This is a genomic window from Nocardia bhagyanarayanae (assembly GCF_006716565.1).
Taxonomy (GTDB): domain Bacteria; phylum Actinomycetota; class Actinomycetes; order Mycobacteriales; family Mycobacteriaceae; genus Nocardia; species Nocardia bhagyanarayanae.
Genome location: NZ_VFPG01000001.1, coordinates 2,703,786 through 2,722,310, shown reverse-complemented (window position 1 = coordinate 2,722,310; position 18,525 = coordinate 2,703,786). Strand labels below are relative to the sequence as shown.

The window sequence follows — 18,525 nt, the reverse complement described above, 5'->3', positions numbered from 1 at the left end:
GAACGAAGGCGGCTTACGGTTCCCGGCTCGCGCCTTTGCCCATCGGGATGCAGGCCGTCAGCGCGATGGCCACCACGGCGGCCGCCATGGCGATGAAGAAGGTGGTGTGGAAGCCCTCGCGGGAGGGCAGCAGGTGCGCGCCGAGCGACATCGTCATGTGCGCGAGCACCACGCTCATCACGGCGGAGGACGTGGAGGTGCCGATCGAGCGCATCAGCGAGTTGAGTCCGTTGGCGGCGGCGGTCTCGGTGATCGGCACCGCGCCCATGATCAGCGCGGGCATCGCGGCGTAGGCCAAACCCACACCGCCCGCGACGATCACGGCGGCGAGCATGATCTCCCAGACGTTGTTCGTCAACAGCACCGCGCACAGGTAGCCGGCGCCGATCACGGCCGAGCCGAGCATCAGTGTCACCTTGGGTCCGCGCGCCGCCGACAAACGCGCCGACACCGGCGAGAGCGCCATCATCACCAAACCCGTTGGGGCCAGGGCTAATCCGGCGCTCACCATGGAAAGCCCGAAGCCGTAGCCGGTCTCCTCCGGCGCCATCAGCAGCTGCGGGAAGGTCAGCGACATGCCGTACAGCGAGAAGCCGACGGCGATCGAGGCCAGGTTGGTGAACAGCACCCGCGGCCGCGCCGAGACCCGCAGGTCGACCAGCGGCGCGCCCTGCCGGAGTTCGTAGAACCCCCAGCCGAGGAAGACCACCGCCGACACCGCGAACAGCGTCAGGATCGAGGCGCTGGACCAACCCCAGTCCGCGCCCTTGGTGATCGCGACGAGCAGCGCCAACAGTGCCACCGAAAGACCAACGGCCCCACCGAAATCGAAGCGAGCCGGGGTACGCACGGGCGATTCCGGCACGAAGAGGAAGACCAGCACCAGGCACAGCACGCCGAGCGCCGCCGAGCTCCAGAACAGTACGTGCCAGTCCGCGTTCTGCGCGATCGCCGCGGCCACCGGCAGGCCGATCGCACCGCCGACGCCGAGCGTCGCGCTCATGATCGCCATGGCCGAACCGACCCGCTCGATCGGCAGTTCGTCGCGCATGATGCTGATGCCCAACGGAATAGCGCCGACGGCGGCGCCCTGCAACGAACGCCCGATGATCTCCGGAAGCAGCGACGAGAAACTCGCGCAGACCACCGAACCGGCGATGAGCGCGAGCAGATTCGCGAACAGCACGCGGCGTTTGCCGAACATGTCGCCGAGGCGGCCCGCGATCGGCGTGAACACCGCGCCGGCCAGCAGCGTCGAGGTGATCACCCAGGACGCGTTCGAGGCGGAGGTGTCGAGCAGCGTCGGCAGCGCGGGAATGATCGGGATGACCAGCGTCTGCATCAGCGAGACGACCACGCCGACCGCTCCGAGCGTGGCGATGAGCAGACCGGGGGCCGGTCGGCGCCGGGTATCGGCCTCCGTGGCCGGCGAGGACGCGGCAATGGACATGAATGTGTACGGTACACATCGTGTGTATGCTGCACAATTTGTCATCGAAGTGACCCAGGCGACATAGTGAGTGCCATGCCAGACCGGGAACCCGCCGACCCCGCGGCGCTGACGCGCCTCGCCTTCGAGCTCGCCCTGCTCTCCCGGCATTTCCCCGCGTCGGTCCTGCGCCGCCCGGGCTTTCGGTTGGACCGCTCGGCCTTTCTGATCCTGACCAGGTTGGAGATCGACAACCCGCTCACCCTCCGCGAACTCGCCGACGCCTTCCGCCTCGACATCTCCACCATCAATCGGCAGGTCGGCGCCATGCTCAAACACGGTCTGGTGGAGCGCGTTCCGGATCCCGAAGGCGGTATCGCGCGCAAGATCCGGGCCAGCGCCAAGGGCATGGAACTGCTCGCCGCCGACCGCGCCCAGAGCCGGGACGGCATCGGGGCCGTGGTCGCCGAGTGGTCCGAGTCCGATATCGATCAGCTCAGCGCGCTGGTCGCGCGTTTCAACGAGTCCATCGAAAACCTCGAGCACAACCCGTGGCCGCGACCGCCCGCGGCGCGCTGAGCTCGACTTCGCCGAATCCGCTGCGGCGCGGCAATGCCGCACTATGCTCCCGACGATGGGAGAACTTCGGCATTCCCGGCGCCACGGCACGGTCCGCCCGAGCTGGTTCGCCTGGGACAACTACCTGATCGGCGTCGTCGGTCTCGCCTTCGCCGTCGCCTTCGGCACGGCCGCCGCGATCCTCGCCCAAGCGGGGCACTATCCGCCCGCCGTCGCGGTCGCGGCGTTCGCGGCGCTGTTCGCCGCGCCCGCCGCGGTGCAGGCGATCGGGGAGCTGCTCGCGGGGCTGATGCTGGTCGGCATGCTGCTCGGCTCGGTGGTGCTACTACCCGCGCTGCTGGTCAGCCCGACCGTGCGCCGCTGGGCGAAACGGCGCTGGGCGCGGGCCACGGCCTGAGTGTTCAGCCCGCACGCGAATACACGCCGGGCGTGATGCCGTAGCAGCGACGGAACCAGCGGGTCAGGTGCGCTTGATCGGCGAAGCCCGCGGCCACCGCCGCCTCGGCGACCGGGTGGCCCGCCGCGATCAACCGCCGCGCCGCCCGCAGTCGCAGGATGCGCTGGTAATCACTCGGCGCCAGACCGTAATTCGCGCGGAAGGCCCGGTAGAGCGCGAAGCGGCTGGCGCCCGTGGCGGTGACGAGATCGTCCATCGACAGCGTCTCCAGATAGCGCTCGTCCAGCACATCGCGCACGCGGCGCGCGACCGCACCGTGGCCGCCGCCGACCACCGTCCGGGTGCGCGGAGTGCGTGCGCCGCGCTGCACCAGCGCCGCCACCGTGGCGGAAAGCGCCTCGTCCCTTGCCAATTCGGTGGCGGGTGAGGTCAAGCTCGCGTACAGCCTGCCGATCGTGCCCGCGAGCAGCGGATCGTGCAGGACCGGGTCGGCGAAGAGTGGCAGGCCCGCGGCGCGACCGGCCTGGTCGGACAGCAGGTCGGTGATCAGTTCCGTGCCGATGTGCACGATTCGATAGGTGAAACCCGCCTCGGTGGCGCTGTGCCCGTTGTGCGGTTCGTCCGGGTTGAACGCCATCACCATGCCCGCCGCGCTGACCCGGGCGGCGCCACGACAGTGGAAACTCTGCGCGCCGAAGTCGGTGAGGCCGAACGAGTATGTCTCGTGCGCGTGCGGGTGGTAGACGTGCCGCTCGAAGTGGGCGCGCATCACCTCCACCGGCCGGTCCGGCATCCGCCGATATTCGACCCATTCGCTCACCGCCCCATTCTCCCCGCACCAGCGTTCAATACGCCGGGGCGGTCCGCGCCGAGGATCGAGACGTGCGTATCCGTCTGCTGTTGATCCTGGTCATGGCCCTGTGGGGCAGCGCTTTCGCCTCGTCCAAGGCCGCCGTCGCCGAAGTCCCGCACGAAGTGGCGGGGTTCCTGCGGTTCCTCGGCGGCACCCTCGTGCTGCTCGTCGTCCTGCGCGCGCCCCGGCTGCCCGCCGCCGAAGTGCCGCGCGTCGCGGGCCTCGGCATGGTCGGCGTGTTCGGCTACAACGCGCTGTTCTTCCTCGGACTTTCCTTGGCGCCCGCGGCCGACGGGAGTGTGATCGTGCCGATGGCCGCGCCGATCTGCACGGTCGCGGTGAGTGTGCTGCTCGGGCGCGTGCGCTTGTCCGGGATGCGATCGCTCGCGCTGTTCATCGCGGTGACCGGCGGCATCGTGTTCTTCGTCGGCATCCCGGATACCGGCGACAGCCGACTGCTCGGCGACCTGATGTTCCTTGGCGCCGCGGCCTGTTGGTCGGCCTACACGCTGCTCGGCGCGCCGCTGCTGAGCCGGTTGCCCGCGGCCACCGTCACCGTCTACGCGACCGCCGCGGGCACCGCCGCCCTGGGAATGGTCGCGGTGCCCGCCTTCGGCGACGTGCGCTGGTCGGAGCTGAGCCTCGAATTCTGGCTCAACCAGGCGTATCTCGCCGCGCTGCCGACCGCCCTCGCGTACGTGCTGTACTACCGTGCGGTCGGACAGGTGGGGCCGACCACCGCCACCTCCACGATGTTCCTCGTCCCGGCCTTCGGGTTGACGTGCGCGTGGGTGGTGCTCGGGGAGTCCATCGCTCCGTTGCAAGGAATCGGGGCGGGGTTGATGTTCGCCGGGGCGTGGATCAATACGCGTCCCACAGTGGATGATTCGGTGGTGCCGACCGCGGAATCCGGCGGAGTCGTCGTCGAAGACGACAGTGCGGCAGTAGATTCCACGACGCGGTCGGACGAGCTCAACCCCTCGGCCGACTCGATTTCGTCGGCGGCGGATTCCCTGCGGGCGAGCTAGATTCGTCGCATGGATCGAACCGGGACGGTGCAGGATGGTGACCGCGTGGATCATCCTGTGCTCGTCCTCGTGCACAGCCCGCTCGTCGGGCCGATCACCTGGCGTCTCGTCGCCGCGGCGCTGGCGAGGGCGGGCCGGCCCGCGACCATGCCGAAAATGCGTGGGCCGCAGGCCACCCGTCATCGAGTGCTCCGGTCATCACCTCGCGGAACTGACCGCGCCGGACACCGTGGCCGAGAAGCTGATCGCGGCCGCCGACGCGCTGCGTGGCGCGGTGTAGAGGAATGCCACCGCCCCATCGCGCGATTCCTCGCCTAGCGATCGCGGGCGTAGGGGCACCGGCTGCGCCGAAGCGGTAGCGGCGGATTTCTGAGAATTGCCGCAGCCGACCAGCGTTCGAGACCGGTCGGTTCGAAGGTCGGAGGTTTGGATGCGGCGGAACGAGGCACTACCGCTTCGACAGACTCGTCGAAGGAGAAACCCGTGTCATCCGCAATGGTGGCCGTGGCGATCGTGGCGGTGCTCGTCGCGCTCACGGCCGTGCTGCTCTTGTCCTGGCCCATGCTGCGAACCCGGAGGTTGCGCAAACGATTCGGGCCCGAATACGACCGGGCCGTCGAGCAACGGGACGACCGCCGCGCCGCCGAACGCGAACTGCGCGAACGCGAACTCCGCCACGCCGGGCTCGAGCTGCGCGATCTCTCCGAGGACCAGCGCAAGCAGTACACCGCCCGGTGGGCCGACGTGCAGGAACGCTTCGTAGACGATCCCGCCGCCGCGCTCTCCGACGCCGACCGCCTCGTCACCAGCGTCATGTCCGATCGCGGCTACCCCGCGGAAAGCTACGACCAGCAGCTGGCCGACCTCTCCGTCGAGCACGCCCCCGCCCTCGGCCACTACCGCAGCGCCCACGCCATCGCGACCCGCACCAACGGCGAGACCACCACCGAGGACATGCGCACCGCCATCGTGCACTACCGCGAACTCTTCCACGACCTCATCGACGGCCGCACCCGCCAGACCAAGGACGCTCTCTCATGAACACCGATCGCCGCGAAAATCACCGCGCCACAAACGAATCGCCCACCGCCCCGCACAACCGCACACCCGGCGACGATCTCGAAGCACGCGGCGCCGACTCCGAGCCGAACGCCAACGTCGAAGCACGCGGTGCCAGCTCTTCGCTGGGAGACAACATCGACAGCTCCGCGCCGAGCACCAACATCGACACACACAGCGCCAACTCCGCGCCGGGCAACAAGGTCGACGCACACAGCGCCAACTCCGCACCGGGCAACGACATCGGCGTGTCCGGCAAGGCCGACTCGACGCCCAGCACGGACCGCGAGGAGCGCGGGGCCGCCAACGCGCACGTGAACACGTCGGGCGACAGCGCGAACAGTGATCACGCAGGCCCGGCCGCCGGCACACGTGATGCCGGCGCTGCGATACCGATCGACGGCCAGGTAGCCGCCCCGACCAGCGCGCAGAACCGAAACACCGACACCGGTTCCCGCACCGAGGCAGGCCCCTCGACAGCTCCCGCCGAGGCAACCTCCGCGCCCGACCAGAGCGCCACCCACTCGACCAGCCCCGACGCCGCGACCCCGAACGGGAAACCCGCCGCACCCCACGACGAACCCATCCCCCTCTTCACCGAAGCCGAGATCGAGCGCCTCCGCACCGAATGGCGCACGGTCCAAGGCTCTTTCATCGACAATCCCCGCGAAGCGGTCTCCCGCGCCGACAACCTCGTCGCCAACACCATCGACCACCTCACCGCGGCCTACTCCGAACACCGCCGCGGCCTCACCACCCGCTGGTCTCGAGACCCCGACACCGAGGACCTCCGCAACACCCTGCGCGCCTACCGCACCTTCTTCAACCAGCTCCTCCCCTGAGTCGGCCTGTCACTCTCCGCGTTTCGGCTTCGGGCGGGCGCGGAGGTGAGCGCGTTCGCCCTGTTTGCCGAAGAGGCTGAGGAATTCGACTGGTTCGGCGTCGGCGGCGCCGAACCAGTGGGGTATATGGGTGTCGAATTCGGCCGCTTCGCCAGGGGCGAGTACGAGATCGTGCTCGCCGAGGATGACGCGGAGGCGCCCGTTCAGGACGTAGACCCATTCGTACCCCTCGTGGGTCTTGGGCCGAGGTTCCACGCGCGGATCGGCGGGCGGCAGGACGATCTTGTACGCCTGGATGCCGCCCGCGCGACGGGTCAGCGGAACCATGGTCATGCCGTGGTTGGTGACCGGCCGCAGGTGGATGCGCGGATCGCCGGTGGGCGGCGCGTCGACCAGTTCGTCCAGCGTGACGCCGTGCGCCTTGGCTAGCGGCAGCAGCAGTTCGAGGGTGGGCCGCCGCGCGCCGGACTCCAGCCGGGAGAGGGTGCTCACGGAGATCCCGGTGCTCGCCGAAAGATCGGCCAGCGTGGTTTCGCGCTGCCGGCGCAGGGCACGCAGTCGGGGACCGACCGCGTCGAGTGCTCGGTCGAGGTCGTCGTCCATGGGACCAGTTTGCCAGAGTGGCAAACAATGTTGCCGGTTCGGCGGTAAGGCTCGCATAGTCGTCGCAGGAGGTGGTCACGTGACCGATCAACTGAGAGACAGCTATGACGTGGTGGTGATCGGCGGCGGCGCCGCGGGATTGAGCGGTGCGCTCATGCTCGGCCGCTCGCGGCGCTCGGTGCTGGTGATCGACGCGGGCGCGCCGCGCAACGCACCGGCGGATGGCGTACACGGTCTGCTCGCGCGAGAGGGCATGCCGCCCGCCGAGCTGCTGGAACGCGGCCGTTCGGAGGTCCGGCAGTTCGGCGTTCAGCTCGTTTCGGGTGAGGTGCGCGGCGCGAGCCGAGATGGCGACGGATTCGCGGTGACGACGGCCGACGACCGGACTGTCAGCGCCCGCAGGCTGCTGGTCGCCACCGGCTTGGCCGACGAGCTGCCCGACATCCCCGGCCTGCGCGAACGTTGGGGACGCGACGTGGTGCACTGCCCGTACTGCCACGGCTGGGAGGTACGCGATCGAGCGATCGGCGTGCTCGCCACGGGTCCGATGTCGGTCCACCAGGCGCTGCTGTTCCGGCAGATGAGCGCGGACGTGACGTTCTTCACCGGCACCACCGCACCGACGCCCGAGGAGGCGGTGCAGCTGGCCGCCCGCGGCATCCGGCTGGTCGAGGGCGGAGTCGCGGACCTGGTGATCGCCGACGACCGCATCGCCGGTGTGCGGCTGACCGACGGCACGGTGATCGAGCGCGAGGTCGTCGCGGTCGGGTCGCGCATGGTGGCGCGGGCCGGGTTCCTCGCGACGCTCGGACTGCGCACCAGCGAGCACCCGATGGGCGAGTTCATCGCGGCCGACCCGACCGGCCGCACCGAGGTGCCCGGCGTGTGGGCCGCGGGCAACGTCACCGACCTGGCCGCCCAAGTCGGCGCGGCGGCCGCCGCGGGCGCCGCAGCGGGCGCGCAGATCAACGCCGACCTGGTCGCCGAGGACACCCGGAACGCGGTCGACGCTCACCCGTTCTCGGCCGACACCGAAGCGCGCCTGTGCGAGGCGGGCTCCGGCGACAGCCGCCACGGCCTGTGAACGACGAAAGGATCACCGTGTCCGAACAACTTGACCACGCCTTCTGGGAAAACCGCTACCGCACGACCACCACCGCGCACGTCCAACCCAATCCGCACCTGACGGTCGAGGCGGCGAAACTGCCGCCGGGCCGCGCCCTGGATGCGGGCTGCGGCGAAGGCGCGGAAGCGGTGTGGCTCGCCGCGCACGGCTGGCGGGTGACGGCCGTCGACTTCGCCACCACGGCACTCGATCGCGCTCGCGAGCGCGCCGATATCCGCGGCCCCGAGGTGGCAGATCGAATCGATTGGCGCACAGAAGATCTGACCGAATGGATACCGCCGGAGAACAGTTTCGACTTGGTCTGCTCCCACTACGCCCACCCCGCCACCGGAGCCGAAACCCTGCTGCGCCGACTGGCTCCCGCGGTCGCGACCGGCGGTACGCTTCTCATCGTCGGACACCATCCGTCGGACGCGCATTCGGCCGCACACGCCTCCGGAGTGCACGCCACGGCGGAAGGCCTGGCGGCGGAGCTGGATCCCGTCCGGTGGGAAATCCTGGTGGCGGAGAACAGATCTCGAACGGTGACGCACGGCAGTCACCAGATCGAGCTTCGCGACGCCGTGCTTGTGGCCCGGAAGAATCGCTGACTCGGTCGCTTCGGGCTACCTGGTGCGCCCTGGCAGTGACCGGTGGTGGCGGAATCGACCTGGACGACGTGCTTCGTCCACTTCCTCACGGTCGCCGCCTTACCCAACCCTGAAGACCCCCAACGCTTCTCTGCCGCGGCGGTGTCGCGCCGACCGCCGCGGGCTGGTCAGACCTCCAGCTCCTCTTCGATGCCACGCAGGTGGTGCCTGGCGAGCGCGAGGTTGGCCCGTCCGCGGTCGAGGGCGATGTAGAGGAAGAGGCCTTTGGATTTGCGGCCGGTCATCGGGCGGATGATGTGGTACTGGCCGGAGAGGGTGATGAGGATGTCCTCGATATCCTCCTTGAGGCCGAGCTGCTCCATGGTCCGCAGCTTGGCGCGCACCACTTCGGTATTGCCCGCGGCAGCGATCTGCAGATCCAAAGCCTTCGAGCTGCCGAGCATTCCGAGCGCCATGCCACTGTTGTAGTCGACGACGGCGGCACCGATCGCACCGTCGATCACCATCATGTCCTTGAGCGCCAGATCGAGATTCGTCATTTCATTCCTTTCGATGGGTGTGCACTGCCCGGTCCTTTCCGGGCTTGGTCGCCAGCGCCGCCAGATGATCGACGATCGCTCGCGCCACCGGACGCGACTCCAAATGGAGCCGGCCGACGTTCACTTCGGGTCCGGCCAGTACGGTCAGCGAGGCCCAGCCCGCCGCGTAGATCACCACGTGTCCCTCGGTGCCGCGCACCACGACCTCGTGGAAGCCGCCGCCGTTCGCGGTGGCGGACAGCCGGTACGACAGCGCCAGATGCGAAGCCGACAGCGCTGCCATTCCGTCGGGTTCGATGTGCGCGGGCAGGTCGTGGGCGATCAGCAATCCATCGCCGGACGCGACCAGCGCGCCGGTCGACTGCGGCACCCGATCCCGCAGCATCTTCAGTTCCGCCAGCACCGCCGCGTTCGGTTCGGGTCCGGACATCGCCACCTTGCTAAACCTTCCCATCCATTCGCCGAGCAGTTTCTTTCGCGCGGTCACGCAAGCTCCTCCAACGCCGCCCGCAGGCGAACCAGCACGTCGCGGTCCACGGGCTCCCACTGTTCCGCGGTCGGCGGCAGGGCCGACCGCACCCGGCGGCGTAGGGGTGGGGCGGTGGGATCGCCGATCGGAGATGGCGGCGCGCCCTCTCGCGCACAGCCGGGTTCCCCGGCCGCAGACTCGAGGTCGATGATGTGTCCGGCCGACGCCACGGTGCGCGTGGTCGATTCGGCCACGCCCGGCCCGGTCATCCTGGCGTGCTTACCGTTTCGCGTCTCGGTGTGAACGCCCTGCGATCCGCTGTAGGGCGCGAATCCCGCACCCCAATGGGCGGTGTGCCGACCCGGCTCGACTACAGGGCTGGGCGGCCTGATCAAGCCCGCCGCCGTCAATTCCCGTACCGCCTTCAGACAGCCGTACGTGGTGCGGCCGAGGTCGCGGGCGATCCCGGTGATACTGCGCTGGGTATCCGCCGCCGCGAGCACCTCGGCCTGGCCCGCCGTGAGCACCACGTGCCGCCGCCGGACGCGGCGCACCGGCACGACCGGCGCCCGGTCGACCAGCTCCGCGGGCCATGGTCCGGACTCCGGATCACCGCGCCGCGCGCATTCCTGCACCAGTGCGCGCGGCGTGATGTGACAGACCGGGGCGAGCCAGTGCGGCGGCGCCGGCCGGAACTCCGGGACGGCGGGCGACGCGAGCAGAAAGTAAGCCGCGTCGAAAACCGAAAGCAGCGCGAGGGTTTCCAGGCGCGGACGAGTCAGTACCTGTCCCGGATCGCCCGAACCCGCCCGCTGCCAATCCTCCGCGGTCGCCACGCCCGCCTCCACAACGAGCCGGTCCAACCCGGTCGTCCTGCGGCAATCGGCCGAGGCGATCACGCCGCCGGTGAGATGAAACGCGCCATCGCCCGCGCGCAACACACCCGTACTCCCTTCCTTTTCCAGCCGCCGCAGCTCGACCGCGAGTTCAACGCCCATGACCGTCCTCGGCGAATTCCGCCAGAATCGCTCGCAGCTGGAATCGCGCCATGGCCAGATTTCCGGTGTCGTCGTCGCACAGCACGTGCACGAAAAGCCGCCCGTCGAAATCGCCGTCCACCAGATTCAGCAGGTGAAATCCACGGGTGCCGCACACGATGATCTCGGTGAGATCGTCACCGTCGCGACCGGTGGCCAGTGCCGAACAGCCGAGCACGGCGCGCACCACATCCGTTGTGGCCGCGGCATCTTCGTGCTCGTCGACCAGATCGTGCTCGCCGGCCGCTGCGATCGCGAGACCGCTCGCGCCGTCCACCATCGTCACGCTGCGCGCACCTGGAATGTCCATGATGCGTTTCAGGCAGCCCTCGATACCGATCACCGTGCCACCGCTTGTCTCTGAGGGATTTAGCGAGTCCAGACGCTACACACGGCCGACGACCGATGTACAGCTATCGCCGGGAAATTTCTCAGCGCCCAACGCATTTCCCCCGGAAACGCGAAAAGAATACCCTCCGGTATTTGAAACCTACCGGTAGTTAAGGGACTTTTGTCATCTCGCTTTGCGAAATCAGATTGCCCACAATGCGGAAGACTCGCACTGCAGGATTCATTTCGTGCAGGTAGGCTCCACACGGCTATCCGTGCGCGCTCGTGCTCGCAACGTCGTTGCCGCCCATCATTTTTGGTACTTGCACTGCGCGGCGGACGGGAACTCGCCGTGCCGGTAGCACAATTGCGCCGCATGGACGAAGGCGGTGTCGGCCGCACGTGCTGCGACGCCGAACAGGAGTGCGAATGCGCTCCCCACAACTACATCCGACGAGTTTCCGCACGGTCGAATTCGGCTGGTGGCGCGGAACGTGCTCGACCGTCGGCAAACCGATCGAGCACGCGCGGCGACCACTTCATGCCAGGGATATGGATTCGGCAGGCATGTCTCAGCTCGGGCGGAGATCCGTAACCGGCAGGCCCTGCTCGGCGCGCAGGCGCTCGGCGACGAGCGAGCGGTGACAGGCCTCCGGATCGCGCTCGACGCAGAGAAGAGCGGTCACGGAGTCGCTCGGAAGCTCGGCCACGAGCGCGCCGAGGTCGAACGGGTCGAGGATCTCACGGGTGTAGCGCTCGGCATACTCCGGCGCGAGCGCGACACGGTTGCGTTTGCCCACGCCCTGGCGGTCGTCCTCGCGGTATTGGAGCCGGCGCAGTTCGGTCGTCGGCGCCAGCTCCTTCACGTGCCGGTAGCCGATGTCCGCCGCGGCGAGCATGCTCTGGAGCCGCGCCGAGTTCGCCCAGGAGTAGTCGGGGCCCCGAACGCCGCGGCGCTGGCGGAGGTCGAGTAGCAATCCCACGCCCGCGCCGGTCAGCCGCTCGAGGAAGGCTTCGGCCGCGAAGCCGTAGACGCCGATGGTCGCGATTCGACGCATAGCGATATCCGGCATGTGCACACGCCGCAGCGCGGCGGTGGGCGCGGTCGCACCGGCCCACCGCCGCCCCGCTACGGCACGAGCGCCGGCTGGTCCACGGCCCACAGCCACGATCCGTCCGGCTGGCGGCGGGCGATCTCGACGGTCATCTCGCCGGTGGTCAGCGTGGACGCCGTCAGTGCCAGGTCGCCGCTCACCAGCACCGGATGCTGCCTACCCGGCGAGAGCACCGGCGCGGCGGCGACGAACTGCTCGTACACCTTGCGGATCTCCGCATGTCCGGTCGCGGTGTTGCCCGGCGGGAACGCCAGCACGGCGTCCGGCTCGTACAACGCCACCAGGCCGTCGACGTCGCCCGCGTTGGCGCGCTCGATGAAGTACTTGCCCAGGTCGTTGGGGTCGGTGGCCACTTTCTTGTTTGTCATGTCGACAACCCTGCCAATTAATCACGACATCTTGTGTCGTGTATTCCGGTAGAGTTTTTCGCATGCGCGCCGATCGGTTGGTGTCGCTGGTGCTGCTGCTGCGCCAGCGCGGTCGGCTCACCGCGACCGAGCTGGCCGACGAGCTCGAGGTGTCCACCCGCACCGTGCTGCGGGACATCGAGGCGCTGTCGGCGGCAGGCGTTCCGGTCTACGCAGAACGCGGCAGGCACGGCGGTTTCGCGTTGCTGCCCGGTTTCCAGACCGAGCTCACCGGGCTGAACCACGACGAGGCACTCGCCCTGCTGGTCGCCGGATCACGGCGCGGCGCACAGGCATTCGGCCTCGGCGCGGCGCTCGCTTCGGCCATGCGCAAGGTGGTCGACGCGCTACCCGAAAGCTATCGAGCCACCGCGGCCGGTGCGGCCGAGCGATTGCTCATCGACCCCGAGACCGACCTCCTCTCGCGCCGACTGGTCGCCGAGGATGCGCCCGACGCCGTAGTGACGGAGGTTCGGCGCGCGGTTTTCGCCGGACGCAAACTGCGCATCCACTACGCGGCGGTGGACCAGACTCCGCAATGGCGCACGGTGGACCCGATCGGCTTGGTCACCGCACGGGGCCAGGGCTACCTGCTGGCCACGAGGTCCGGCGCGGACCGCACCTACCGGCTGTCCCGAATCTTGGCCGCGGAGGAACTGCCCGAACCCGCACAGCGGCCGGAGCGGGTCGATCTGGACCGGGCCTGGCAGGAACGCAGCAAGCGGTTTCGGACCGGCGGCGATCAAGTCACCGTGCTGGTACAGATGGATCCGGCACGGCGGGAGGATCTGGTGGGCACCGCGCTGGCTGTCCGCGCCGAAGAAGCCGAGGCGGACGGCCGGCTGCGGCTGGAGGTGACCTTCCAAGATCCGAGACACGCCGAATGGGCGCTGTGGCAGCTCGCTACCGACGCGGAAGCCCTTGCGCCGCAATGGTTGCGCACCTCCCTGCACAACCGCGCCGCCGCCGTCGCCACCCGCTACGGAGCGTCGTCCTGAGGTGCTCGAGGCGCCGTTCGGCCACGCCGATTCACCGATCGGCCGTTTATGTACGTCCATAACATTTTCATGGTCGTTCGCATGATCGACCTGGGCCGACGCGCTGCGAATTGCCCTGTCCGGCAGTGGGAGTCGCGGCCGCATGTAACGTGTCGCGACGCAGCGGCGGATACATCCTATGAAAGCTACGACTACACGATCGGAGACCTTATGAGGATTTCGCCTCGAGCAGTAGCGATGTGCCTGACCGCACCCCTGCTGGCACTCACCGCGACAGCGGCGATCGCCGGAACCGCCGCCGCCGACTCGTCCGGCTGCGAGGGGTCGATGAACGGCCCTTGGGGATACAACGGCGTGTGCCGAGGCGGAGAGGGCACCTACCGACTCGAAATCGATTGCGTGGGATACAACTTCGCGACCTTCCCACCGATCGTCGGCCCGTACACCACGCGCGTCGACTTGCCCGTCGGACAGCCGGGCACGGTCGCTTGCTTCGGCCCCAACTGGTCCAGCGCCGGATGGGCCACGGGTTCGCGAATCTTCCGACTCTGACCGCACCGACCCGTGGGCGTCCACCATGCCGCGACGCGCGGTCCTGCACGGCTGTGCAACCGCTGACAGGTGGACGCCCGCTTCGGTGATGGATCAACGTCCAGCAAGGGAGGGGCACATGAACCGGTTGCCGATGCTGTCGGCCGTCCAGATCGCAGCAGAGCGAGTCCTGCTGCGCAAGGCACGCGACACTGATCGGGAAAGACTCATCGAGCTACAGACCGACCCGGATGTCTGGACCTACATCGGAGGCCCGCGTCTGCGGGAGGACGTCGAGCAACGCCTCGATGCGATCGGCGGCACGGCCAAGGCGACGGCCAATCCCGGCCACTTCGTCATCGCCGACAAAACCACGGACGACCTCCTCGGAACATTCGAACTCAAAAGGCGCGCAGCCGACGAGCCCGGTCACGTCACCGACCACGGCGAGGAACTGGAACTGGGCTACCTGTTGCGGCGCGACGCCTGGGGCGCGGGCCTGGCATTCGAGGCCGCCACCACCGTATTGCGCGCAGCCGCGGACGAGCTCCCCGACCAGCCGGTCCTCATCGCCACCCAGACGGCCAACAAACGCTCGCTCGGCCTCGCGGCCCGCCTAGGATTCCAGCCCGTGAGCACCTTCGAATGGTTCGACGCCGAGCAGACCTTGTGCCTGGCCAGCCTGCACTCGTTCAAAGGCTGAGGTCTTCGACACCGCGAGCAAGCGACGTCACTTCCACCGACACCGCGCCATTCGAAGCCGCTCAACGCCTTCAGGATTCACGATCAACGGCCGACATTCATCGCCCTGGCCAGGCATGTTGTTCGCCGATGTCGACCGGACGCGTGCTGTGGCAGTGGACAACCTTGCGGCACACGTGATTCCGCGAGCGAAGTAGACAACTCGCGCGACCGCGGTAGCGAGCCCGAACGAGAACTCCTCCGACAAGCGCACTTTCCTCCTATCGAGCGGGCATGATCGCCCAAAGGTGTCGGTCCCCTGTGTCACTCTCGAGACGGGAGCCAGCAGCGGCCGAAGGAGAGCGACATGGCCGAGACCGACGATCGTCCCGAGATCAGGCTGGTGGCGCATTGCCGCCGCTGCCACGGCTGGCTGGTGTCGGCGGAATCGGTCGCACAGGGGATCGGCCCGACGTGCGCGATCCGTGAGCGGGCCGAACAGCGCGCCGCCGCGGCGCGAGAGCTGACCCTTTTCGACATCGTCGCCTGAGGACGGTGTCACCCCCGGGGACCTGATCGCGAAGCTCGATGCGCTCTTGCGCTGGCGCAGTGCCCGTGGCCTACTGGAATCGGTCAGCTGCTCGTTCCGCTATCTGCCGCCGTTGCCCGCGGCGCGCGACGGACTGACCCAGCAGTTCCCGCGTGTTCGGTCATCAAGTTCCAGGTCGGCTATCCCACACCGTTCTGGCGCGCCGCCGGCCTGAACGGGTTCGTGCTCAGCCTCGACGACGCGTTCAACATCGTTCTGGACAACTCCCCCGTCGATGCCTCCTGCGGCGTCTTGGTCGGTTTCCTCGAGGACGCCCACGCCAGAACCGCGGCGGCACTGACCGCCGACCAGCGCCGCACGCTCGTCATCGACGCCTTGGTGAAGTACTCCGGGCCGCAAGCCGCCGAGCCGTTCGACCTCATCGAAAAGGACTGGTGCGCAGAGGAATTCACGCGCGGCTGCTACGGCGGAAGGCTGGGAGCCGGAGTGTGGACCCAGTACGGCAGCTCCCTCGCCACCGCCTGCGGCCGAATCCATTGGGCGGGCGCGGAAACGGCGTCGGTGTGGAACGGCTACATGGACGGCGCGATCCGTTCCGGCCACCGCGCCGCCGACGAAATCCTCACCGCGGGTTAGCCTTCCGGTCAGTCGTCGTAGTGCCCGCCAACTCCGATCACGATCAACTCACTGTCCGTGACGTAGTAGATCAGCCGATGTTCGCGGGTGATTCGCCGCGACCAGTGCCCCGCCAAGTGATGCTTCAGCGGCTCAGGCTTGCCGATGCCGACGAAGGGGTCCGCGAGCGCGGCGTTTATGACCTTGTTCGCCGCCTTCAGGATCGTGCGGTCGCGGGCCAACCATGAGGTGTAGGTCTCCCACCCGTAGGCGGTGAAGACCAGTTTGCGATCAGACATCTGGATCGATCAGCTCATGGGCCTCGGCCGCGCCGCGCCGCGCCTCCTGCGCCGATTCGAGCAGCCGGACACCGCCGTGCGTAGCCAGCACGTACAGCGTCTCCTGGATCGAATTCCAATCCGATTCGGCGACCAGCACCGCGTTCTGCCCACTCTTGGTGACCACTGTCACGGTGTCGTGATCGTCGTTGACCTGCTGCACCAGCTTGAACAGGTTCTGCCGTGCCGTGGAGATGGGTAGTGCGGTCATCAGGAAGCCCCTCGCTCGATACGTACGACATATCGTACAGGAATTGACCGACAGTACCCGTCGGGTGTTGCCCACTCCGTGACAAACCAGCGCATGGCGTTGCGATGTCCTGCGGTCAGGCTCAGGAGAGCCAGCGGAGTCTCGACGAAGCGGCCGATGAACGGAGCGATAGAGCCAGTTATCGTTGATTCATCACGTGAGCGACGGCGCGCAGGCCTGGCTCCGGCGCTCAGTGTGACCGACCAGGAAACGAGTGTCGCGGTTGAGGGAGAATTCGGACGTGATCGACGCAATCAGGAAGAAGTTGAGAGATCAACCCGGGGTGCCGGCGATCGTGACTCCGACGGGTGCGACGGCACTCGTCGGCTGCTAGCTCCATGTCCGACCGGGAAGAGCCGGGACGCGGATCCCATCCGGAGCCCGGCGGGACGCGGTTCGATGCGGTGGAACGGTTGCGCAGAAGGCTGGAAAACCTGAGAGCTGCCGAGACCGGTTCCGCCGACGCGGGCGACGGCACGTCGAAGGTCACCCGGCTGCCCCGTCGACCGCGGCGAATTTCCGAAGCCGGCGAGCACCCCCAGCAACCTTGGCGTTCGGAAGGCGGCTCCGTCTACGATCCGGCGCCGACCAGGCCCGTGCTGCGCTCGGAACTCCAGGCCGAGACAGGACGGTGGCCGGTCGACCCCGGCACCGCGCGGCACGCCGCTCCGGAAGATCATTCCGGCAGCGACGGGCAGGATGCGAGTGTCATCGATCTCGGCGCGATGCGGCGGAAACGAGCCGGTGAGGACGCCCCGGCCGCAGGCATCCGGCGCATCGCCAGACCGCGCCGAATCGGACCCAAGGCCGACACCGACGATGCCCCGGACAGCGGCCGCAACGACGACCCCGATCGTTGACAGGCGGACGCACCTGCACCGCGGCACCGACTCTCCCCGATGCCGCCACCGCAGTCATCACCCGCACATACCTCGATCCGTGCGCATCGCATGAGCCGGTGCAAGAGGATTTGCACCCGACGTGCCGTTCGGATGCAAGCGGAGTCGATTCGCCCACCGACCCGAAGACCTTCAACTGCGTGACATCTGCGAAGACAGCCGCCGAAGATCCTGAATTGCTGATTTCAGTGTGATTGCTCGTTGCCCCGCTGTTGGTCATCGGCAAGGTCGGTGGAGTGGGCCAATGCGGCGTACAGCCAGTTGTGCGCTCGGCCCACAGTGACACGAGGTCCGAGGAACTGCCCTGTCAGAGCCCAGTAACGATGAATCCGATCGTCGGTGTCGGTTGCGTCGAACAGCAATTGCTCGCGGAAACGCGGGGAATCGCGTTCCCCTCGTGCGATGGCATGGGCGTTGACGAATCGATCGAGTTCGCCGCCACGGTGCGGCCGTACGCCGTCCGCGACAAGTTGCACTACGTCCCTCAGTGCGTAGTCCACGTCGACGTACAGTCCTCGACAGTCGCGGATCAGCTCCGGTCGGTTCCGCCAAAGCTGCTGTCGCACAGCCTGGCTCAATCCGGGCTCGGCGACGAGCTCAGCCAACTCGGCATAGGCGACAACCTCGTCGGCAGACGGGTCAGCGGGCGGCTCCGGGACATTCCAGCCCACGAAGATGTCGATGTCGCGCCGCGGGATCGGCGCGAGAACGCGCCGCCAGAACCGTACGAGGCAATCGTGCACCGCACCACCGTCCTGCGCGGCGGCCAGCAACGCGAGTCGCCCGGCCCGCTGCGCCGGGGCAACCGTCTCGATGGCTCGCAATGACGCACGCCGCCATGCCAGCGACCTGAATTCGATGTCGAGCCGCGCACTTTCGGCAGCGATGGCCTCTGTGATCGACCGCTCTTCGTGCAGCACGTCGGTAATCGAGTCCAGCCCGAGCCCGAGCGCGCGCAACCGCCGCACCAACAGCAGTCGTTCGGTGGCGCTGTCGGCGTCGAACATCCGATGCCCACCTGCGCTGCGCTGGGATTCCAGAATGCCCTCGTCGCAGTAGAACCGGATTGTTCGCACTGCGAGCCCGGTGCTGCGCGCCAACTCCCCGATGCTCATCAGCACGCCGGTTTGTGTGTCATCCGTCACAACCTGTTGAACCTCCACCCCGGTGGAGCTTTTAGCGTACTGGCACCGCCGTTCGCCCCCACACGGAGGAACCAGTGCCGTGTTAGAAGGCGAATGGCGTTCTACGGAGATGTGA

Annotated in this window: 24 protein-coding genes and 1 pseudogene; 13 read left to right on the top strand and 12 right to left on the bottom strand. The window is 68.1% G+C overall.

Features of this window, described 5'->3' with window-relative positions; genetic code table 11:
• Positions 1 to 13: 13 nt before the first annotated feature.
• Positions 14 to 1,450, bottom strand: a complete 1,437-nt coding sequence (locus FB390_RS11560) for an MFS transporter (protein ID WP_141808958.1) — start codon at positions 1,448 to 1,450, stop codon at positions 14 to 16.
• A 75-nt stretch (positions 1,451 to 1,525) separates the two neighbouring features.
• Between FB390_RS11560 and FB390_RS11555 the strand changes: the two genes are divergently transcribed.
• Entirely contained in the window at positions 1,526 to 2,008 is a 483-nt protein-coding gene (locus tag FB390_RS11555) for a MarR family winged helix-turn-helix transcriptional regulator (RefSeq protein ID WP_141808957.1), read from the top strand.
• A 55-nt stretch (positions 2,009 to 2,063) separates the two neighbouring features.
• On the top strand, positions 2,064 to 2,405 hold the full coding sequence (locus FB390_RS11550) for a hypothetical protein (protein WP_141808956.1): 342 nt from the start codon (positions 2,064 to 2,066) through the stop codon (positions 2,403 to 2,405).
• 4 nt (positions 2,406 to 2,409) lie between these two features.
• Here the strand turns inward: FB390_RS11550 and FB390_RS11545 are convergent, their stop codons facing one another.
• On the bottom strand, positions 2,410 to 3,225 hold the full coding sequence (locus FB390_RS11545; RefSeq protein WP_246123971.1) for an AraC family transcriptional regulator: 816 nt from the start codon (positions 3,223 to 3,225) through the stop codon (positions 2,410 to 2,412).
• 62 nt (positions 3,226 to 3,287) lie between these two features.
• Between FB390_RS11545 and FB390_RS11540 the strand changes: the two genes are divergently transcribed.
• The 3 genes from FB390_RS11540 (at position 3,288) to FB390_RS11530 (ending at position 6,187) form a co-directional block, all read left to right on the top strand.
• Positions 3,288 to 4,286: a DMT family transporter gene (locus FB390_RS11540; RefSeq protein ID WP_185757004.1), complete on the top strand. Its 999-nt coding sequence runs from the start codon at positions 3,288 to 3,290 to the stop codon at positions 4,284 to 4,286.
• 483 nt (positions 4,287 to 4,769) lie between these two features.
• Positions 4,770 to 5,327, top strand: coding sequence for a hypothetical protein (locus tag FB390_RS11535; RefSeq protein ID WP_246123970.1), 558 nt, complete (start codon positions 4,770 to 4,772; stop codon positions 5,325 to 5,327).
• Entirely contained in the window at positions 5,324 to 6,187 is an 864-nt protein-coding gene (locus FB390_RS11530) for a hypothetical protein (protein ID WP_141808953.1), read from the top strand. The genes FB390_RS11535 and FB390_RS11530 overlap by 4 nt, the downstream gene beginning before the upstream one ends.
• 9 nt (positions 6,188 to 6,196) lie before the next feature.
• Here the strand turns inward: FB390_RS11530 and FB390_RS11525 are convergent, their stop codons facing one another.
• On the bottom strand, positions 6,197 to 6,790 hold the full coding sequence (locus FB390_RS11525; RefSeq protein ID WP_141808952.1) for a helix-turn-helix domain-containing protein: 594 nt from the start codon (positions 6,788 to 6,790) through the stop codon (positions 6,197 to 6,199).
• Positions 6,791 to 6,869: 79 nt separating this feature from the next.
• Between FB390_RS11525 and FB390_RS11520 the strand changes: the two genes are divergently transcribed.
• Together FB390_RS11520 and FB390_RS11515 are read left to right on the top strand one after the other, a co-directional pair.
• Positions 6,870 to 7,874, top strand: a complete 1,005-nt coding sequence (locus tag FB390_RS11520) for an NAD(P)/FAD-dependent oxidoreductase (protein WP_141808951.1) — start codon at positions 6,870 to 6,872, stop codon at positions 7,872 to 7,874.
• Between the two features lie 17 nt (positions 7,875 to 7,891).
• Complete coding sequence (locus tag FB390_RS11515) at positions 7,892 to 8,506, top strand: class I SAM-dependent methyltransferase (protein ID WP_141808950.1); 615 nt, start codon at positions 7,892 to 7,894, stop codon at positions 8,504 to 8,506.
• Between the two features lie 167 nt (positions 8,507 to 8,673).
• Here FB390_RS11515 and FB390_RS11510 read toward each other — a convergent pair whose 3' ends face one another.
• The 6 genes from FB390_RS11510 to FB390_RS11485 all read right to left on the bottom strand — a co-directional run bounded on the left by FB390_RS11510 (position 8,674) and on the right by FB390_RS11485 (position 12,364).
• The gene (locus FB390_RS11510) at positions 8,674 to 9,045 is read right to left on the bottom strand and encodes a hypothetical protein (protein WP_141808949.1); all 372 of its coding nucleotides are present in this window, start codon (positions 9,043 to 9,045) and stop codon (positions 8,674 to 8,676) included.
• A 1-nt stretch (position 9,046) separates the two neighbouring features.
• Complete coding sequence (locus tag FB390_RS11505) at positions 9,047 to 9,532, bottom strand: roadblock/LC7 domain-containing protein (RefSeq protein ID WP_246123969.1); 486 nt, start codon at positions 9,530 to 9,532, stop codon at positions 9,047 to 9,049.
• Complete coding sequence (locus tag FB390_RS11500; RefSeq protein ID WP_141808948.1) at positions 9,529 to 10,512, bottom strand: hypothetical protein; 984 nt, start codon at positions 10,510 to 10,512, stop codon at positions 9,529 to 9,531. The genes FB390_RS11505 and FB390_RS11500 overlap by 4 nt, the downstream gene beginning before the upstream one ends.
• Positions 10,502 to 10,894, bottom strand: a complete 393-nt coding sequence (locus FB390_RS11495; RefSeq protein ID WP_141808947.1) for a hypothetical protein — start codon at positions 10,892 to 10,894, stop codon at positions 10,502 to 10,504. Before FB390_RS11495 ends, FB390_RS11500 begins: the two co-directional genes overlap by 11 nt.
• 559 nt (positions 10,895 to 11,453) lie before the next feature.
• Positions 11,454 to 11,939, bottom strand: coding sequence for a DUF488 domain-containing protein (locus FB390_RS11490; RefSeq protein WP_141808946.1), 486 nt, complete (start codon positions 11,937 to 11,939; stop codon positions 11,454 to 11,456).
• A gap of 71 nt (positions 11,940 to 12,010) precedes the next feature.
• Positions 12,011 to 12,364, bottom strand: coding sequence for a YybH family protein (locus FB390_RS11485; protein ID WP_221639243.1), 354 nt, complete (start codon positions 12,362 to 12,364; stop codon positions 12,011 to 12,013).
• A 62-nt stretch (positions 12,365 to 12,426) separates the two neighbouring features.
• Here FB390_RS11485 and FB390_RS11480 point away from each other — a divergent pair, with 62 nt between their 5' ends.
• The 5 genes and pseudogenes from FB390_RS11480 to FB390_RS11460 form a co-directional block, all read left to right on the top strand.
• A complete protein-coding gene (locus FB390_RS11480; RefSeq protein ID WP_141808945.1) occupies positions 12,427 to 13,401 on the top strand; it encodes a helix-turn-helix transcriptional regulator in 975 nt (324 codons plus the stop codon).
• Positions 13,402 to 13,638: 237 nt separating this feature from the next.
• Positions 13,639 to 13,953, top strand: a complete 315-nt coding sequence (locus FB390_RS11475; protein ID WP_141808944.1) for a hypothetical protein — start codon at positions 13,639 to 13,641, stop codon at positions 13,951 to 13,953.
• A 118-nt stretch (positions 13,954 to 14,071) separates the two neighbouring features.
• Positions 14,072 to 14,635: a GNAT family N-acetyltransferase gene (locus tag FB390_RS11470; protein WP_141808943.1), complete on the top strand. Its 564-nt coding sequence runs from the start codon at positions 14,072 to 14,074 to the stop codon at positions 14,633 to 14,635.
• A 345-nt stretch (positions 14,636 to 14,980) separates the two neighbouring features.
• A complete protein-coding gene (locus FB390_RS11465) occupies positions 14,981 to 15,163 on the top strand; it encodes a DUF6011 domain-containing protein (protein WP_141808942.1) in 183 nt (60 codons plus the stop codon).
• Positions 15,164 to 15,260: 97 nt separating this feature from the next.
• A pseudogene (locus FB390_RS11460) lies at positions 15,261 to 15,799 on the top strand (flavin monoamine oxidase family protein); the annotation flags it as partial.
• Positions 15,800 to 15,807: 8 nt separating this feature from the next.
• Here FB390_RS11460 and FB390_RS11455 read toward each other — a convergent pair.
• Both FB390_RS11455 and FB390_RS11450 read right to left on the bottom strand, forming a co-directional pair.
• Entirely contained in the window at positions 15,808 to 16,077 is a 270-nt protein-coding gene (locus tag FB390_RS11455; protein ID WP_141808941.1) for a Txe/YoeB family addiction module toxin, read from the bottom strand.
• The gene (locus FB390_RS11450; protein WP_141808940.1) at positions 16,070 to 16,327 is read right to left on the bottom strand and encodes a type II toxin-antitoxin system Phd/YefM family antitoxin; all 258 of its coding nucleotides are present in this window, start codon (positions 16,325 to 16,327) and stop codon (positions 16,070 to 16,072) included. Before FB390_RS11450 ends, FB390_RS11455 begins: the two co-directional genes overlap by 8 nt.
• A 377-nt stretch (positions 16,328 to 16,704) precedes the next feature.
• Here FB390_RS11450 and FB390_RS11445 point away from each other — a divergent pair, with 377 nt between their 5' ends.
• Complete coding sequence (locus FB390_RS11445) at positions 16,705 to 17,226, top strand: hypothetical protein (protein WP_141808939.1); 522 nt, start codon at positions 16,705 to 16,707, stop codon at positions 17,224 to 17,226.
• A gap of 224 nt (positions 17,227 to 17,450) precedes the next feature.
• Here the strand turns inward: FB390_RS11445 and FB390_RS11440 are convergent, their stop codons facing one another.
• Entirely contained in the window at positions 17,451 to 18,410 is a 960-nt protein-coding gene (locus tag FB390_RS11440) for a MerR family transcriptional regulator (RefSeq protein WP_221639241.1), read from the bottom strand.
• Positions 18,411 to 18,525: the final 115 nt, after the last annotated feature.

What these genes read in the sequence shown, in the direction of transcription:
- FB390_RS11445 (WP_141808939.1), top strand. Translation starts at nt 16,705, where the DNA reads ATGTCCGACCGGGAAGAGCCGGGACGCGGATCCCATCCGGAGCCCGGC.
- FB390_RS11490 (WP_141808946.1), bottom strand. Translation starts at nt 11,939, where the DNA reads ATGCGTCGAATCGCGACCATCGGCGTCTACGGCTTCGCGGCCGAAGCC.
- FB390_RS11550 (WP_141808956.1), top strand. Translation starts at nt 2,064, where the DNA reads ATGGGAGAACTTCGGCATTCCCGGCGCCACGGCACGGTCCGCCCGAGC.
- FB390_RS11525 (WP_141808952.1), bottom strand. Translation starts at nt 6,790, where the DNA reads ATGGACGACGACCTCGACCGAGCACTCGACGCGGTCGGTCCCCGACTG.
- FB390_RS11510 (WP_141808949.1), bottom strand. Translation starts at nt 9,045, where the DNA reads ATGACGAATCTCGATCTGGCGCTCAAGGACATGATGGTGATCGACGGT.
- FB390_RS11465 (WP_141808942.1), top strand. Translation starts at nt 14,981, where the DNA reads ATGGCCGAGACCGACGATCGTCCCGAGATCAGGCTGGTGGCGCATTGC.
- FB390_RS11475 (WP_141808944.1), top strand. Translation starts at nt 13,639, where the DNA reads ATGTGCCTGACCGCACCCCTGCTGGCACTCACCGCGACAGCGGCGATC.
- FB390_RS11470 (WP_141808943.1), top strand. Translation starts at nt 14,072, where the DNA reads ATGAACCGGTTGCCGATGCTGTCGGCCGTCCAGATCGCAGCAGAGCGA.
- FB390_RS11555 (WP_141808957.1), top strand. Translation starts at nt 1,526, where the DNA reads ATGCCAGACCGGGAACCCGCCGACCCCGCGGCGCTGACGCGCCTCGCC.
- FB390_RS11455 (WP_141808941.1), bottom strand. Translation starts at nt 16,077, where the DNA reads ATGTCTGATCGCAAACTGGTCTTCACCGCCTACGGGTGGGAGACCTAC.
- FB390_RS11530 (WP_141808953.1), top strand. Translation starts at nt 5,324, where the DNA reads ATGAACACCGATCGCCGCGAAAATCACCGCGCCACAAACGAATCGCCC.
- FB390_RS11480 (WP_141808945.1), top strand. Translation starts at nt 12,427, where the DNA reads ATGCGCGCCGATCGGTTGGTGTCGCTGGTGCTGCTGCTGCGCCAGCGC.
- FB390_RS11500 (WP_141808948.1), bottom strand. Translation starts at nt 10,512, where the DNA reads ATGGGCGTTGAACTCGCGGTCGAGCTGCGGCGGCTGGAAAAGGAAGGG.
- FB390_RS11560 (WP_141808958.1), bottom strand. Translation starts at nt 1,450, where the DNA reads ATGTCCATTGCCGCGTCCTCGCCGGCCACGGAGGCCGATACCCGGCGC.
- FB390_RS11485 (WP_221639243.1), bottom strand. Translation starts at nt 12,364, where the DNA reads ATGACAAACAAGAAAGTGGCCACCGACCCCAACGACCTGGGCAAGTAC.
- FB390_RS11450 (WP_141808940.1), bottom strand. Translation starts at nt 16,327, where the DNA reads ATGACCGCACTACCCATCTCCACGGCACGGCAGAACCTGTTCAAGCTG.